Here is a 16,390-nt window from a genome sequence, read left to right on the forward strand (position 1 = left end):
GCGATCGCGACGCCGGTGGCGACGTAGATGCCGGCGACCTTGAAGGCCGCGAAAAACAGGATGATGGGGAAGAAGTCGATCAGCAGTTTCATGGGAGCCCGGATTATTCCCCGTCCTTGGCGGGCTGGAAGTCCAGCGACGCCGAATTCATGCAATAGCGCAGTCCGGACGGCGTCGGGCCGTCCGGAAACACGTGGCCCAGGTGCGCACCGCACTGGGCGCACACGGTCTCGGTGCGCACCATGCCGTGGCTGCGGTCGGTGATTTCCTGGATCGCGCCGGGGACCGCCTGCGAAAAGCTCGGCCAGCCGCAGCCGGCGTCGAACTTGGTGTCCGCATCGAACAGCTTGGCGCCGCAGCACACGCAGTGGTAGCTGCCGTCGGCCCAGACGCGCTCGTACTTGCCGGTGAACGGCCGCTCGGTGGCGGCATGGCGGGTCACTTCGAAGGCGCCCGGCTCGGCGCCCTTGGCGGCGAGCAGTTCGCGCCATTGCGCGTCGGTCTTCTGGATCGGGTAGGTCATGAAGAGCAGCTGATCTCGATCTGCGATGCCCAGTCGGGCGGGAATCCGGCCTTGTCGTCGTGGCCGGGGTGTTCGTCGAATGGCGCCTGCAGCAGCGCCAGCAGGGTTTCGACTTCCGAATGGTCGCCGAGTTTCGCCTGCCGGATCGCCAGCTCGCCCAGGTGGTTGCGCAGCACGTACTTGGGGTTGCTGCGCAGCATGCCTTGCGCCGCCGCCGCGCGTCCGGCCCGGTCCAGCCGTTCGCCATAGCGGCGCAGCCAGGCCTCGAAGTCGTCGCGGCGCAGGAACAGGTCGCGCACCGGCTCGGCGCCGGTGCCCGCCACATGCTGCGACAGGCGCCGCCAGAAGATGGTGTAGTCCACCCGGTCGGCGGCCAGCAACGACAGGATCTGCTCGACCAGTTCGCGGTCGCCGGCTTCGGCCCGTCCCAGCCCGAGCTTGGCGCCGAGACGGCCCTCCAGTTCGCGCGGGAACACGGTCTTGTACGACTCGAGCGCGGCCAGCGCCAGTTCCTGGTCCCCGATCAGCGGCAGCAGCGCCTGGCCCAGGCAGAACAGGTTCCAGTACGCCACGTTCGGCTGCCGGTTGTAGGCATAGCGCCCCTGTTCGTCGCTGTGGTTGCAGATGTGGTTGGGATCGAACGCGTCGAGGAACTGGAACGGGCCGTAGTCGATGGTCAGGCCCAGGATGCTCATGTTGTCGGTGTTCATGACGCCGTGGCAGAAGCCGACGGCCTGCCACTGCGCCACCATGGCGGCGGTGCGCTCGCTGACCTGTTCCAGGAAGGCCGCGTAGGGGTTGCCGGCCAGGCGCTCGCCGTGCCGGCATCCGGGATAGAAGCGGTCGATGACGTAATCGGCCAGCCGGCGCAGGTCGCCCAGCTGGTCGCGGGCGGCGAAATGCTCGAAATGGCCGAAGCGCACGAAACTGGGGGCGGTGCGCGTCACCACGGCGGCCGTCTCGATCTCCTCGCGCCGCACCGGCGCCGGCGAACCGGTGACGCACAGCGCGCGGGTCGTCGGGATGCCCAAGGCCTGCATCGCTTCGGAGCCGAGGAACTCGCGGATGCTCGAACGCAGCACCGCGCGGCCGTCGCCCATGCGCGAATAGGGGGTGCGGCCGCTGCCTTTGAGCTGCAGCTCCTGCGGCCCGGCCGGCGTCTGCAGCTCGCCCAGCAGGATGGCGCGGCCGTCGCCCAGCTGGCCGGCCCAGACGCCGAACTGGTGGCCGCTGTAGACCGACGCCAGCGGCCGGCTGCCTGCCAGCGGCAGGTTGCCGGTGAACGCGGCCACGCCCTGGGGCGAGCCGATCAGGTCGGGCGCCAGTCCCAGCTCGCGCGCCAAGGCCGTATTGCCGCACACCAGGCCGGGGGCGGGCAGGGGTGTCGGCGCCAGTTCGGTGAAGAAGGCCGGCCCGAGCGCCGCGAAACTGTTGTGCCATGGCAGACCGAGGTCCAGGCGGGCGGGGGCTTCGATCGCATCGCTCATGCGGCATTGTCGGCGCTGCGCCATGGTCCCGTGGGATGCGGGGCATTGACAGCCAGCCGTCAGGTCGGGGCTGTCCCGCCAGTGAAATCCCCCGATTGCTTTCGCCGGCACCAACACTACGATCAGGGTTGTTCAAAACACCTAGACCAAGGAGCCGCCGATGCTGGGCTTGATGCAAAGCCAACCCCTGCTGATCTCGTCGCTGATCGACTTCGCCGACCGTCACCACGGCGACACGGAGATCGTCTCGCGCCGGGTGGAGGGGGACATCCACCGCTACACGTGGCGCGACGTGGCGACCCGCTCGCGCCAGGTGGCCCACGCGCTGGACGGCATGAACCTGCTGTTCTCCGACCGGGTGGCGACGCTGGCCTGGAACGGCTACCGCCACCTGGAGCTGTACTTCGGCGTCAGCGGATCGGGCCGCGTGCTGCACACGATCAACCCGCGCCTGCACCCCGACCAGATCGCCTGGATCGCCAACCATGCCGAAGACCAGGTGCTGTGCTTCGACATGAGCTTCCTGCCGATCGTGCAGGCGATCCATGCCCGCTGCCCGACCATCAGGCAGTACGTGGCGCTGTGCGACGCCGACAAGCTGCCGGCGGACACCGGCATTGCGAACCTGGTGAGTTACGAAGCCTGGATCGGCGACCGGCAGCCGCAGTACGAATGGCCGAGCTTCGACGAGAACTCCGCGTCGAGCATGTGCTACACCAGCGGCACCACCGGCAACCCCAAGGCCGCGCTGTACAGCCACCGCTCGACGATCCTGCATGCCTACGCGGCTGCGCTGCCCGACGTGATGTGCCTGTCGGCGCGCGACTCGGTGCTGCCCGTGGTGCCGATGTTCCACGTCAACGCGTGGGGCATCCCGTATTCGGCGGCGCTGGTCGGCGCCAAGCTGGTGTTCCCGGGCCCGGCGATGGACGGCAAGTCGGTGTACGAGCTGATCGAGGCCGAGCAGGTGAACTATTCGGCCGGCGTGCCGACCGTGTGGCAGATGCTGCTGGGGCACATGAAGGCCAACAACCTGCGGTTCTCCAGCCTCAAGCGCACGGTGATCGGCGGCTCGGCCTGCCCGCCGGCCATGATCCACGCCTTCCGCGACGACTACGGCGTGGACGTGCTGCACGCCTGGGGCATGACCGAGATGAGCCCGCTGGGCACCTTGTGCACGCTGAAGAACAAGCACCTGACGATGTCGGCCGACGACCAGATGAAGATCCGCCTGAAGCAGGGACGGGCCATCTACGGCGTCGACCTGAAGATCGTGGGCGACGACGGCCAGGAGTTGCCGTGGGACGGCAAGACCTTCGGCGACCTGTACGTGAAGGGGCCGTGGACGGTCCGCGAGTACTTCAAGGGCGAGGGCGGCGACCCGCTGGTGGACGGCTGGTTTCCCACCGGCGACGTGGCGACCATCGACCCCGACGGCTACATGCAGATCACCGACCGCAGCAAGGACGTGATCAAGTCCGGCGGCGAGTGGATCAGTTCCATCGACGTGGAGAACATCGCGGTCGCGCACCCGGCCGTCGCGATGGCGGCCTGCGTCGGCATGAAGCATCCGAAGTGGGACGAGCGGCCGATCGTCGCCGTGGTGAAGAAGCCGGGCGCCGAGGTCACGCGCGAGGAACTCCTGAAGTTCTACGAAGGCAAGATCGCCAAGTGGCAGATCCCGGACGACGTGGTGTTCGTCGACGCGATCCCGCTCGGGGCCACCGGCAAGATGCTCAAGACGCGGCTGCGCGAGATGCTCAAGGACTATCGCCTGCCCACCGCGTGAGGCGGCGCGCGGCCCTCAGGATTGCAGTGCAGAACGGGCCGCGCGCGCGAGTCGCGCTGGTGCCTGTTTCTAGGGCAATCCCTGAGCGTTGCCGCGTGCAAAACTTGTACGCTGAACAGAGTTCATCCAACCGGAGACGTACATGAAATTCGCCCTGACTTCCGCCGCCATCGGCGCCTTGCTGCTTTGCGCCGGCCCGCTTTACGCGCAAGCGCCGGCCAAGGCGGCCGCGCCGGCGGCCAAGGCCGCGGCGCCGGCCGCTGCCGGTGCGCTGGCGGGGCAGACGGTGCGCATCGCGTTCATGGACCCGCTGTCGGGTCCGTTCGCGAACGTCGGCCAGAACCAGCTGAAAAGCTGGCAGTACGTCGCCGAGCGCATGTCGGGCGGCAAGAACCCCGCCGGCGTGAAGTTCGAGGTGGTCGGCTTCGACAACAAGGGCTCGCCGCAGGAAAGCCTGAACACCGTCAAGGCGGCGATCGACCAGGGCTTCCGCTACATCACCCAGGGCAACGGCTCGGGCGCGGCCACCGCCATCATGGACGCGGTGTCCAAGCACAACGCGCGCAATCCCGGCAAGGAACTGGTCTACCTGAACTACGCCGCGGTCGATCCTTCGCTCACCAACGAGAAGTGCGACTACTGGCACTTCCGGCTGGACGCCGACACCTCCATGAAGATGGAGGCGCTGACGACGTTCATGAAGGACCAGCCAAAGGTCAAGAAGGTCTTCCTGATCAACCAGAACTACTCGCATGGCCACCAGGTCGCGAGCTACTTCAAGGAAGGCATCAAGCGCAAGCGCCCGGACGTGCAGATCGTCGGCGAAGACCTGCACCCGATCGGCCAGGTCAAGGACTTCTCTCCCTACGTCGCCAAGATCAAGCAGTCCGGCGCCGACACCATCGTCACCGGCAACTGGGGCACCGACCTGACGCTGCTGGTGAAGGCGCTCAACGACGCCGGCCTCAAGCTGCCGATGTACACCTACTACGCCACCGTCACCGGCACGCCGACGGCGCTGGCGCAGGGCGGCGACAGCGAGGTCTACGTGGTGGCCTACGGCCATGCCAACCATCCGGGCGAGCTGGGCCAGATCGGCCAGGAGTTCTTCAAGAAGTTCGACGACGACTACTACACCTACGCCACGCTCAACGGCATCAACCTGCTGGCCAACGCGATGGCCAAGGCGGGCTCGACCGACCCGGTGAAGGTCGCCAAGGCGATGGAAGGCCTGACCTTCAAGAGCTTCGCCGGCGACGTGCAGATGCGCGCCTCCGACCACCAGCTGCAGCAGACCATGTTCATCACCAAGTGGCAGAAGGCCAAGAAGGGCGAATACAGCGTCGAGAAGACCGGCTACACCTTCGTGCCGATCAAGCAGATGGATGCCTACGTGTCCAGCACGCCCACCAGCTGCCAGATGAAGCGCCCAGGCTGACACCCGCGCGCAGCGCCGAAACGCCGGGTCAGCCTCGCCGCCAGCCCGGCGTTTTCATATGCGCGGCCGCCGCCGGCCGGTCGGCTGCCGGCAGCACCAACGGATCCCCCATGGAGTTTTTCACCATCTCGCTGCTGAACGGCCTGAGCTACGGGCTGCTGCTGTTCATGCTCAGTTCCGGCCTGACGCTGATCTTCAGCATGATGGGCGTGCTCAATTTCGCGCACGCCAGCTTCTACATGCTGGGCGCCTACTTCGCCTATGCCACCAGCCAGCTGGTGGGCTACTGGCCCGCGCTGCTGGTCGCGCCGCTGCTGGTGGCCGGGCTCGGCGCCATCTTCGAGCGCTACTGCCTGCGCCGCGTGCACAAGTTCGGCCACGTCGCCGAACTGCTGATCACGTTCGGCCTGTCGTTCATCATCCTGGAGGTGGTGCAGCTGATCTGGGGCACCAGCTCGGTCGACTACCGGGTGCCGCCGTCGCTGAGCGGCCCGCTGTTCACGCTGTACGGCACCCAGTTCCCGGCCTACCGCGGCTTCATGATGCTGGTGGCGGTGCTGATGCTGATCGCCATCTGGCTGCTGCTGACGCGCACGCGGATCGGGCTCGTGATCCAGGCGGCGCTGACCCACCCCGAAACCGTGGAGGTGCTCGGGCACAACGTGCCCCGGGTCTTCATGCTGGTATTCGGCGGCGGCGCGGCGCTGGCCGGGCTGGCCGGCGTCATCGGCGGCAACGCCTTCGTCACGGAACCGGGGATGGCGGCGACGGTGGGATCGGTGATCTTCGTGGTGGTGGTGGTCGGCGGGATGGGCTCGCTGTCGGGCGCCTTCGTCGCTTCGCTGCTGATCGGGGTGATCCAGACCTTCGCCGTGGGCATCGACAGCTCGATCCAGGGCGCGGCGGCCTCGGCCGGGCTCACCATCTCGCCCCAGACCTTCGGTTACGCGCTGTGGAAGCTGAAGATCAGCCAGATCGCGCCGATCCTGCCGTACATGTTCCTGGTGCTGATCCTGATCTTCCGGCCCAAGGGCCTGCTCGGAACGCGGGAGGGCTGACATGAGCGCCGTCGTCAACGAAACAGGCGGCATCGAGTCGCCCCCGGCTGCCCGCAGCGCCCCGACCGGCTACTACCAGTTCAAGCCGTACAACGTCGGGCGCTGGATCATCTGGACGCTGTTCGCGCTGCTGCTGGTCGTGGCGCCGATGGTGTTCACCAGCAGCCTGTCGCACACGATGCTCAGCCAGATGGGGATCGCGATCATCGTCTGCCTGTCCTACAACATGCTGCTGGGACAGGGCGGCATGCTCAGTTTCGGCCACGCGGTCTATTCCGGCCTGGGCTCGTTCCTGGCCATCCACACGCTGAACCTGGTGAGCAAGGGCGCCCTGCCGCTGCCGGTGAGCCTGATCCCGATCGTGGGCGGCCTGTCCGGTGCGTTCTTCGCCGTCCTGCTCGGCTGGGTGACCACCAAGAAGGCCGCGACCACCTTCGCCATGATCACGCTGGGCATCGGCGAGCTGGTGTGGGCGATGTCGCTGATGTTCCCCGAATTCTTCGGCGGCGAAGGCGGGGTCTCGGGCAACCGCGTCACCGGCGCCAAGGCCGGCGGCCTGGCCAATGCGCTGGGCATCACCTTCGGCCCGCAGATCGAGCTGTATTACCTGATCGCGATCTACACCTTCGTCTGCACGGCGCTGATGTTCGCGTTCACGCGCACCCCGCTCGGACGCATGCTCAACGCCGTGCGCGACAACCCCGAGCGGGTGGAGTTCGTCGGCTACGACACCCAGATGGTGCGCTACATCGCCTTCATCATCGCGGCGTTCTTCGCCGGCATTTCGGGGGGGCTGGCCGCGCTCAACTTCGAGATCGTCACCTCCGAGGTGGTGAGCGGCCCGCGCTCGGGCGCCTACCTGCTGTTCACGTTCCTCGGCGGCGCGACCTTCTTCTTCGGCCCGATCATCGGCGCCGTGCTGATGGTGATTGCCTTCGTGCTGCTGTCGGAACTGACCAAGGCCTGGCTGCTGTACATGGGCCTGGTGTTCCTGTTCATGGTGATGTATGCGCCCGGCGGCATCGCCAGCCTGATCATGATGAACCTGCGGGTGGCCGCCTTCGGCCGGCTGCGCGAACTGTGGGTCAGCTACCTGGCGCTGGCGTTCACGGCGCTGGTGGTGCTGATCGGCGCCGCCGCCATGATCGAGATGGTCTACCACCTGAAGCTCAACGCGGCGCTGGGGCCGCAGCTGCGCTTCCTGGGCATGACGCTCGACGCGCACGGGATCAACAGCTGGTTCGGCGCGGCCTTCGTGATGGTCACGGGCCTGGGCCTGTTCGAGATCGCCCGGCGGCAGTTCGCCCGCCACTGGAGCGAGATCCAGGAGTTCATCGAGAAGGAAACCAAGCGCAGGGAGGCGCTATGAGCGCCGTCGCACCGGGCCTGCCGCCCGCGGACCTCGCGCTGGCAGCCGCCGGCCCCGTGCTTCAGAGCGGCGCGGCGCCGGCCTGCGCCCTCGAGCTGCGGGACCTGCGCAAGAGCTTCGGCAAGACCGAGATCATCCGCGGCGCCAGCCTCGCCGTGAACGCCGGCGAGCGGGTGGCCGTGATCGGTCCCAACGGCGCCGGCAAGTCGACCCTGTTCAACCTCATCAGCGGCCGCTTTGCGCCCTCCAGCGGCCAGGTGCTGCTCAACGGGCACCGCATCGACGGCAAGCGGCCGTTCGAGATCAACCGGCTCGGGCTGTCGCGCAGCTTCCAGATCACGAACATCTTCCCGAAGCTGAGCGTCTTCGAGAACCTGCGCTGCGGCGTGCTCTGGAGCCTGGGGTACCGATACACCTTCCTCAAGTTCCTGGCCGACCTCGACGATGCGAACGAGCGCGCCGAGGAACTGATGACGATGATCAAGCTCGACAAGAAGCGCGACGTGCTGGCGATGAACCTGACCTATGCCGAACAGCGGGCGCTGGAAATCGGCATCACCATCGGCGGCGGCGCCAACGTGATCCTGCTGGACGAGCCGACGGCGGGCATGAGCAAGAGCGAGACCAGGCGCTTCATCGATCTGATCAAGGAGGTGACGGTGGGCAAGACCCTGCTCACCGTCGAGCACGACATGGGCGTGGTGTTCGGCCTGGCCGACAAGATCGCCGTGGTGGTCTACGGCGAGGTGATCGCCTTCGACCGGCCGGAGGCGGTTCGGTCCAACCAGCGCGTGCAGGAGGCCTATCTCGGCTCGCACGTCGCCGACGCGCAGGCGGGGCGGTCATGAGCACCATGCTGAGAGTCGAGAACCTGCACGCCTTCTACGGCAAGAGCCATGTGCTGCACGGCGTGCATTTCGAGGTCGCCGAGGGCGAGATCGTCGCACTGCTGGGCCGCAACGGCTCGGGCCGCTCCACCACCGCCAAGGCGATCATGGGCATGGTCGAATGCACCGGCACGGTGGACTGGAAAGGCCGCCACACGGTCGGCATGAAGCCGTACGAGATCGCCCACCTGGGCCTGGGCTACGTGCCCGAGAACCGCGACATCTTTCCCAAGCTGACGGTCCACCAGAACCTCATGCTCGGGCAGAAGAGCGCGCGCCGGCAGGGGCGCTGGGGCTTCGACGACATGTACGACATGTTTCCCCGGTTGAAGGAGCGCCAGCACACCGATGCCGGGGTGCTGTCGGGCGGCGAGCAGCAGATGCTGACGCTGTGCCGCACGCTGATGGGCGACCCCGACCTGATCATCATCGATGAGCCGACCGAGGGGCTGGCGCCCAAGATCGTGGAACTGGTGGCCGAATACCTGCAGCGGCTCAAGCAGCGCGGCATCTCGGTGCTGCTGATCGAGCAGAAGCTGACCATCGCCATGGCGATTTCCGACCGCACGCTGGTGATGGGCCACGGCAGCATCGTGTTCGAGGGCACGCCGCAGACGCTGCGCGCCGACGCCTACATCCGCAAGGAGTGGCTGGAGGTCTAGCCGCCGGCCGGTCCGCGGGCCCGCCGCGCGGCCGCCGCCGCCGGGATGTCCCAGGTGAGACTGCACCCCTGTGCGGCGCGGTGCTGCCCCCCTAGAATCGTTCGCGAACGCTCGTTCATTTTCTTTTTTCCAAGGAAGACGTCATGACGGCTGAATACAAGGTCCACGGCGACGTGGCCGTGATCACGATCAACAATCCGCCCGTGAACGGGCTCGGCCATGCCACTCGCGTCGGGATCACCAACGGCCTGGAGCAGGCGCGCGCCGACGCCTCGGTCAAGGCGATCGTGATCACCGGGGCCGGCCGGGCGTTCTCGGGCGGCGCCGACATCGCCGAGTTCGGCAAGCCGGCGGCGCTGGCCGAACCCAACCTGCACTCCGTGATCCTCGCCGTCGAGGCGTCGGAAAAGCCGGTGATCGCCGCCGTGCATTCCGTCGCGATGGGCGGCGGCCTGGAGCTGGCACTCGGCTGCAACTACCGCATCGCCGCGCCGGGCGCGAACATCGCGCTGCCGGAAGTCAAGCTGGGCATCCTGCCCGGCGCCGGCGGCACCCAGCGCCTGCCGCGCGTGCTGGGCGTGGAGACCGCCCTCAACATGATCGTGAGCGGCGAGCCGGTCAAGAGCGAGCTGCTGGCGCAGCTGCCGGGCCAGAAGCTGTTCGACAAGATGGCCGCCTCGCCCGAGTCGCTGCTGGATGAGGCGATCGCCTTCGCCCGCTCGGTGGCCGACACGCGGCCGCTGCCGCTGGTGCGCCACCTGCCGTGCAAGCACCCCCTGGGCGACGCCTACTTCCAGTTCGCCCGCAACATGGTCAAGGGCATGGCCAAGAACCTGCCGGCGCCGGCCAGGTGCGTCGACGCCGTGGAAGCGGCCACGCAGAAGAAGTTCGACGACGGGCTGGCCGCCGAGCGCGAAATCTTCGTCGGCCTGATGATGACGCCGGAAAGCCGCGCCCTGCGCCACATCTTCTTCGCCGAGCGCGCCGCTTCGAAGATCCCCGACGTGCCGGCCGACACGCCGCAGCGCGAGATCAAGTCGGTGGCCGTGATCGGCGCCGGCACCATGGGCGGCGGCATCTCGATGAACTTCCTGAACGCCGGCATCCCCGTGACCATCCTCGAGATGAAGCAGGAGGCGCTGGACCGCGGCGTCGCCACCATCCGCAAGAACTACGAGGCGCAGGTCAAGAAGGGCAAGCTCAAGGCCGACAAGTACGAGCAGCGCATGGGGCTGCTCACGACCACCCTGAACTACGACGACCTGAAGAACGCCGACCTGGTGATCGAGGCCGTGTTCGAGGAGATGGGCGTCAAGCAGAAGGTGTTCGAGCAGCTCGACAACACGATGAAGGCGGGCGCGATCCTGGCGTCCAACACCTCCACCCTGGACGTGAACAGGATCGCCTCGTTCACCAAGCGGCCCCAGGACGTGGTCGGCCTGCACTTCTTCAGCCCGGCCAACGTGATGAAGCTGCTGGAGGTGATCCGCGGCGCCAAGACCGGCAAGGACGTGCTGGCCACCGTCATGGCATTGGCCAAGAAGATCAAGAAGACCGCCGTGGTCTCCGGCGTGTGCGACGGCTTCATCGGCAACCGCATGATCGAGCAGTACAGCCGGCAGGCGGGATTCCTGCTGGACGAAGGCGCGCTGCCCCAGCAGGTGGACCGCGCGATCGAGCGCTTCGGTTTCGCGATGGGGCCGTTCCGCATGGGCGACCTGGCCGGCAACGACATCGGCTGGGCGATCCGCAAGCGCCGCGCCGTCGAGCATCCGGACATGAAGTACAGCCGCACCGCCGACAAGCTGTGCGAACTGGGCCGCTTCGGCCAGAAGACCGGCGCCGGCTGGTACGACTACCAGGCCGGCAAGCGTGACGCGATTCCCTCGGAACTCGTGAACAAGATGATCGAGGACCACCGCAAGGAGCTGGGCATCACGCCGCGCAAGATCTCCGACGAGGAGATCGTGCAGCGGCTGGTGTTCTCGCTGGTGAACGAGGGCGCGCGCATTCTCGAGGACGGCATCGCGTCCAAGGCCAGTGACATCGACATGGTCTACCTGACCGGCTACGGCTTCCCGATCCACCGCGGCGGCCCCATGCTCTACGCCGACCAGGTGGGCCTGTTCAACGTGGTGCAGGCGATGATGCGCTTCCAGCGCAACCCGCGCGACGACCAGCAGTTCTGGCAACCGGCGCCGCTGCTGGCGAAGCTGGCGGCCGAAGGCAAGACCTTCAACCAGACGACCTGAGCGGCGCGTGGTCAAGCGGGCGTTGTGGATGGTGCTCGGCGTGCTGCTGCTCCTGGCAGCCGCCGTGGCGGTCAACACGCTGCGCCAGGGCTCGCGTCAGCTGCAGGTGCCGCCGGCGCCGTCCATCGCCGTCGACGAGGCGGCCGCGGCCGACCGGCTGGCCGGCGCCATCCGCTTCCGGACCGTCTCCAGCCTCGAGCAGCCGCAGCTCAACGCCGACCAGTTCCGCGGCCTGCATGCCTATCTGCAGCAGCGCTATCCCAGGGTCCACGCGACGCTGAAGCGGGAGGTGGTCGGCGAGCTGGGGCTGCTCTACACCTGGCCCGGCAGCGACGCCAACACCAGGCCGATCGCGCTGATCGCGCACCACGACGTGGTGCCCGTCGCCCCCGGCACCGAAGCGGCGTGGACGGTGCCTGCGTTCGACGGCGCCGTCAAGGACGGCTACGTCTGGGGTCGCGGTGCCTGGGACGACAAGGGCAACCTGATCGCGCAGCTGGAGGCGATCGAGATGCTGCTGGCCGCCGGCTTCCAGCCGCGCCAGACCGTGTTCCTGGTCTCCGGGGCGGACGAGGAGGTGGGGGGAGCGCGCGGCGCCGCCGCGATCGCCCGGCTGCTGCGGGAGCGGCGGGTGCATCTGGACTTCGTGCTCGACGAGGGGCTGGTGATCACCCAGGGCGTGATCCCCGGCGTCGCGGCGCCGACGGCGCTGGTCGGCGTCGCCGAGAAAGGCTATGTCTCGGTGCAGCTCAAGGCCGCCGCGGCGCCTGGCCACTCCTCGATGCCGCCGCCGCCCGGGACCAGCGCCATCGCCCGGCTCGGCGCCGCCCTGCAGCGCCTGGAGCAGGAGCAGTTCCCGGCGGCGCTGCAGGGCGTCGGCCGCGAGATGTTCGAGACGCTCGCGCCCGAGATGGGCGGCCTGCAGCGGGTGGTGCTGTCCAACCTGTGGCTGTTCGGCCCGCTGGCACAACGGCAGCTGGAACAGGGGGCGGGCACCAACGCGATGCTGCGCACCACCACGGCGCTCACCATCGTGCACGCGGGCAACAAGGAAAACGTGATTCCCGGCGTGGCCGAGGCGACCGTGAATTTCCGGATCCTGCCGGGCGAAACGCGCGAGACGGTGCTGCGCCGCGTGCGCGCGGTGGTCGGGGACGGCATCGAGCTCAAGGAGCTGGCCGGCGGCGCCGACCCGTCCCCGGTCACCTCGACCGGGTCGCCTTCGTACCGGCTGATCCAGCGCACGCTGCGCGAGCTGTTCCCCGGCACCATCGTCACGCCGGCCTTGTACATCGCCGGGTCGGACTCCCAGCACTTCATCGGCCTGACCGACGCCATCTACCGCTTCTCGCCGGTGCGGGCGAACGCCGCCGACCTGCCGCGGCTGCACGGCACCAACGAGCGCCTCGCCACCGCCAACCTGGCGGACCTGGTTCGCTTCTACCATCAGCTCCTGCGCGAGGCCTCCGCCGCGCCGGCCACGAACTCCGTATCTCCGTAGAAAGGTTCACGCCATGACCAACGCACTCATCGTCTCCACCGCCCGCACCCCGCTCGCCAAGAGCTGGAAGGGCGCCTTCAACATGACGCACGGCGCGACCCTGGGCGGCCACGTGGTCAAGCACGCGCTGCAGCGCGCCGGCGTCGAGCCCGCGCAGGTCGAGGACGTGATCATGGGCTGCGCCAACCCGGAAGGCGCGACCGGCATGAACATCGCGCGCCAGATCGCGTTGCGCGCGGGGCTGCCGGTCAGCGTCTCGGGCATGACGGTGAACCGCTTCTGCTCGTCGGGCCTGCAGACGATCGCGCTGGCGTCGCAGCGGGTGATCGCCGGCGAGGCCGACGTCTTCGTGGCCGGCGGCGTGGAAAGCATCTCGTGCGTGCAGCAGGAGATGAACATGCACATGCTGCGCGACCCGGCGCTGCTGGAAATCAAGCCCGAGATCTACTGGACCATGCTGCAGACCGCCGAACAGGTGGCCAAGCGCTACAACATCGGCCGCGACGCGATGGACGAATACGGCGCGGCCAGCCAGCAGAAGGCCTGCGCCGCGCAGGCGGCCGGCAAGTTCGACGACGAGATCGCGCCGATCACGGTCCAGGCGGGCGTCGCCGACCCGGTCATGGGGCTGCGCACCAAGGAAGTCACCGTCAGCCGCGACGAAGGCACGCGCGAGGGCACCACCAAGGAAGGCATCGCCGGGATCAAGCCGGCGCTGCCGGGCGGCACCATCGCCGCCGGCAACGCCAGCCAGTTCTCGGACGGCGCCGGCGCCTGCGTGGTGGTGAGCGAGCAGTACGCCAGCCGCCACAACATGAAGCCGCTGGGCCGCTTCCTCGGCTTCGCGGTGGCCGGCTGCGAGCCGGACGAGATGGGCATCGGCCCGGTGTTCGCCGTGCCCAAGGTGCTCAAGCAGCTGGGCCTGTCGGTGCAGGACATCGACCTGTGGGAACTGAACGAGGCCTTCGCCGTGCAGGTGATCTACTGCCGCGACAAGCTGGGCATCCCGGCCGACAAGCTGAACGTCAACGGCGGCGCGATCGCCGTCGGGCACCCCTATGGCGTGTCCGGCCAGCGGCTGACGGGCCATGCGCTGATCGAGGGCAGGCGCCGCGGCGCCAAGCGCGTGCTGGTCACCATGTGCATCGGCGGCGGCATGGGGGCGGCGGGGGTGTTCGAGGTGCTCTAAGGCACAACCCAGCAGCCGAACGCAGAGGGCGCGGAGGGTACGCAAAGGACGCGGAGGACCGAAAGAACGGAGGATTCTGAACCGATTCTTCTTGCTCTCTCTTCTGCGTTTTCTGCGTACCTTTGCGCCCTCTGCGTTCGGCTGCTGGGTTTTCTTCAATGACATACCGTCCCACCCTCGAATTCCTCCTCTATGACTGGCTGCACGCGCAGCAGCTGACCGAGCGCCCGCGCTTTGCCGACCACTCGCGCGAGACCTTCGACGCGGTCCTCGACACCTGCGAACGCATCGCCCGCGAGAAGTTCGCGCCGTTCAACCGCACGGTCGACGTCGAGGAGCCTCGCTTCGACGGCGAGCGGGTGATCCTGCCGCAGGTGACCAAGGACGCCTACGACGCCTACGCCGCGTCGGGCATGCTCAGCGCCGCGCAGGACTACGCGATCGGCGGCATGCAGCTGCCGTACACGCTGGAAGCCGCGGCAAGCAGCTTCTTCGCGCTGGCGTCGGTCAGCATCAGCTCGCACATGCTCACGGTCGGCAACGCCAACCTGCTGCTGGTGCACGGTACCGAGATGCAGCAGCGGGTCTTCGCCCGCAACGAGTTCTCCGGCCGCTGGGCGGGGACAATGGCGCTGTCCGAACCGCAGGCCGGCTCTTCGCTGTCCGACGTCGCGACCCGCGCGCTGCCCGACGGCGACGATTTCGAATCCGACCCGCTCGGGCCGCGTTACCGCCTCACCGGCAACAAGATGTGGATCTCCTCCGGCGAGCACGAGCTGACCGAGAACATCGTCCACCTCGTGCTGGCGAAGATCCCCGGGCCGGACGGCAAGCTGATCGCGGGCACCAAAGGCATCTCGCTCTTCGTCGTGCCGAAGCAGCTGGTGGACACGGACGGCCGGCTCACCGGGGAGCGCAACGACGTCGCGCTGGCCGGCCTGAACCACAAGCTCGGCTGGCGCGGCACCACCAACACCCTGCTCAATTTCGGCGAAGGGAGCTTTCCGGTCCGGGGCCGGGCCGGGGCCATCGGCTACCTGGTGGGTCGGCCGCACGAAGGCCTGCGCTGCATGTTCCACATGATGAACGAGGCGCGCATCGGCGTCGGCACGGCGGCCGTGATGCTGGGGCTGGCCGGTTACTACGCCTCGCTCGAGTACGCCAGGAATCGCCCGCAGGGGCGGCTGCCATCCGGCCCCAAAGCGGCCGGCGGCGGCGCGGTGGGCAAGGACCCGGCGCAGCCGCAGGTGCCCATCATCGAGCATGCCGACGTCAAGCGGATGCTGCTGGCGCAGAAGTCGCTGTGCGAGGGCGGACTGGCGCTGGAGCTGTACTGCGCGCGCCTGGTCGACGAACAGCGCACCGGCGAACCGCAGGCCGCCGACGAAGCGCGCCTGTTGCTGGAAGTGCTCACGCCCATCGCCAAGAGCTGGCCGAGCGAATGCTGCCTGGAAGCCAATTCGCTGGCGATCCAGGTCCATGGCGGCTACGGCTACACGCGCGACTTTCCGGTGGAGCAGTACTGGCGCGACAACCGCCTGAACATGATCCACGAAGGCACCCACGGCATCCAGGCCGCCGACCTGCTGGGCCGCAAGGTGCTGATGGAAGGCGGCCGGGGCTTGGGCCTGCTCGCGCACCGCATCGGCGCCACCAGCGCGCGCGCGCGGCAGCACCCCGAACTGGCCGAGCATGGACAGGCGCTCGCCGCGGCGCTGCGGCAACTGCAGCAGGCCACCCAGGCGGCCTGGGCCACCGGCGATCCGGCGCAAGCCCTGGCCAATGCCGTACCCTACATGCAGGCCTTCGGCCATGTGGTCGTCGCCTGGCTGTGGCTGGACGTGGCGCTCGCCGCCGTCGCGGGGCGGGACGGGGCAGCGGCCGGGCGCGTGCAGGCGGCGCGCTACTTCTACCGCTACGAACTGCCGAAGATCGGCGCCTGGCTGCAGGTGGTCGCCAGCCGCGACCAGACCTGCGCCGAGATGCCGCAGGACGCGTTCTGATGGCGTCGGCGCGAACCCTCGCCTGGGTCGAGCGGCTGGCCTGGATCCTGCTCTACCTGGGACTCTTCACCCTGGTGCTGGGCATCGCTTCGCTCGGTCACCATGCCGGCGCTGCCTGGTCGCTGATCGTCGCCGGCGGCCTGCTCGCCGTCGGCGGCGCCGCGCTGATCTGGCTGCGCTCGCGGCTGCGGCTGGACCAGTGAGGGCGTGGATATCGCTGCGGCGACAAGCG

The 16,390-nt window shown here is 68.2% G+C and carries 14 protein-coding genes; 11 read left to right on the plus strand and 3 right to left on the minus strand.

The window, feature by feature from the left end; all coding sequences use genetic code 11:
• The 3 genes from VNT59_RS04345 to VNT59_RS04355 all read right to left on the minus strand — a co-directional run.
• Nucleotides 1-92: septation protein IspZ (locus VNT59_RS04345; protein ID WP_325497037.1), on the minus strand; the 92-nt coding region annotated here is incomplete at its 3' end.
• A gap of 11 nt (nt 93-103) precedes the next feature.
• Entirely contained in the window at nt 104-523 is a 420-nt protein-coding gene (gene msrB, locus VNT59_RS04350; RefSeq protein WP_325496989.1) for a peptide-methionine (R)-S-oxide reductase MsrB, read from the minus strand.
• A complete protein-coding gene (locus tag VNT59_RS04355) occupies nt 520-2,010 on the minus strand; it encodes a protein adenylyltransferase SelO (protein WP_325496991.1) in 1,491 nt (496 codons plus the stop codon). The genes msrB and VNT59_RS04355 overlap by 4 nt, the downstream gene beginning before the upstream one ends.
• Nucleotides 2,011-2,170: 160 nt before the next feature.
• Here VNT59_RS04355 and VNT59_RS04360 point away from each other — a divergent pair, with 160 nt between their 5' ends.
• The 11 genes from VNT59_RS04360 to VNT59_RS04410 all read left to right on the plus strand — a co-directional run bounded on the left by VNT59_RS04360 (nt 2,171) and on the right by VNT59_RS04410 (nt 16,361).
• The gene (locus VNT59_RS04360; protein WP_325496993.1) at nt 2,171-3,799 is read left to right on the plus strand and encodes a 3-(methylthio)propionyl-CoA ligase; all 1,629 of its coding nucleotides are present in this window, start codon (nt 2,171-2,173) and stop codon (nt 3,797-3,799) included.
• Nucleotides 3,800-3,941: 142 nt separating this feature from the next.
• Nucleotides 3,942-5,237 carry a branched-chain amino acid ABC transporter substrate-binding protein gene (locus VNT59_RS04365; RefSeq protein WP_325496995.1) on the plus strand — a complete coding sequence of 432 codons (1,296 nt, stop codon included), beginning with the start codon at nt 3,942-3,944 and terminating at the stop codon, nt 5,235-5,237.
• A 110-nt stretch (nt 5,238-5,347) separates the two neighbouring features.
• On the plus strand, nt 5,348-6,295 hold the full coding sequence (locus VNT59_RS04370; RefSeq protein ID WP_325496997.1) for a branched-chain amino acid ABC transporter permease: 948 nt from the start codon (nt 5,348-5,350) through the stop codon (nt 6,293-6,295).
• A gap of 1 nt (nt 6,296) precedes the next feature.
• Nucleotides 6,297-7,664, plus strand: a complete 1,368-nt coding sequence (locus VNT59_RS04375) for a branched-chain amino acid ABC transporter permease (RefSeq protein WP_325496999.1) — start codon at nt 6,297-6,299, stop codon at nt 7,662-7,664.
• Complete coding sequence (locus tag VNT59_RS04380; protein WP_325497001.1) at nt 7,661-8,512, plus strand: ABC transporter ATP-binding protein; 852 nt, start codon at nt 7,661-7,663, stop codon at nt 8,510-8,512. The genes VNT59_RS04375 and VNT59_RS04380 overlap by 4 nt, the downstream gene beginning before the upstream one ends.
• 5 nt (nt 8,513-8,517) lie before the next feature.
• Nucleotides 8,518-9,213, plus strand: a complete 696-nt coding sequence (locus VNT59_RS04385) for an ABC transporter ATP-binding protein (RefSeq protein WP_325497039.1) — start codon at nt 8,518-8,520, stop codon at nt 9,211-9,213.
• A gap of 143 nt (nt 9,214-9,356) precedes the next feature.
• Nucleotides 9,357-11,465 (plus strand): 3-hydroxyacyl-CoA dehydrogenase NAD-binding domain-containing protein, encoded by a 2,109-nt coding sequence (locus VNT59_RS04390; protein ID WP_325497003.1) that lies wholly within the window; start codon nt 9,357-9,359, stop codon nt 11,463-11,465.
• A gap of 7 nt (nt 11,466-11,472) precedes the next feature.
• Nucleotides 11,473-12,966: a M20 family peptidase gene (locus VNT59_RS04395; RefSeq protein WP_325497005.1), complete on the plus strand. Its 1,494-nt coding sequence runs from the start codon at nt 11,473-11,475 to the stop codon at nt 12,964-12,966.
• A gap of 13 nt (nt 12,967-12,979) precedes the next feature.
• Nucleotides 12,980-14,155 carry an acetyl-CoA C-acyltransferase gene (locus VNT59_RS04400; RefSeq protein ID WP_325497007.1) on the plus strand — a complete coding sequence of 392 codons (1,176 nt, stop codon included), beginning with the start codon at nt 12,980-12,982 and terminating at the stop codon, nt 14,153-14,155.
• 158 nt (nt 14,156-14,313) lie between these two features.
• On the plus strand, nt 14,314-16,158 hold the full coding sequence (locus VNT59_RS04405) for an acyl-CoA dehydrogenase (RefSeq protein ID WP_325497009.1): 1,845 nt from the start codon (nt 14,314-14,316) through the stop codon (nt 16,156-16,158).
• Complete coding sequence (locus VNT59_RS04410; RefSeq protein ID WP_325497011.1) at nt 16,158-16,361, plus strand: hypothetical protein; 204 nt, start codon at nt 16,158-16,160, stop codon at nt 16,359-16,361. Before VNT59_RS04405 ends, VNT59_RS04410 begins: the two co-directional genes overlap by 1 nt.
• The last annotated feature ends 29 nt before the right edge of the window (nt 16,362-16,390 follow it).

Origin of the sequence: Ramlibacter sp. (genome assembly GCF_035554825.1) — a bacterium.
Taxonomy (GTDB): domain Bacteria; phylum Pseudomonadota; class Gammaproteobacteria; order Burkholderiales; family Burkholderiaceae_C; genus Ramlibacter.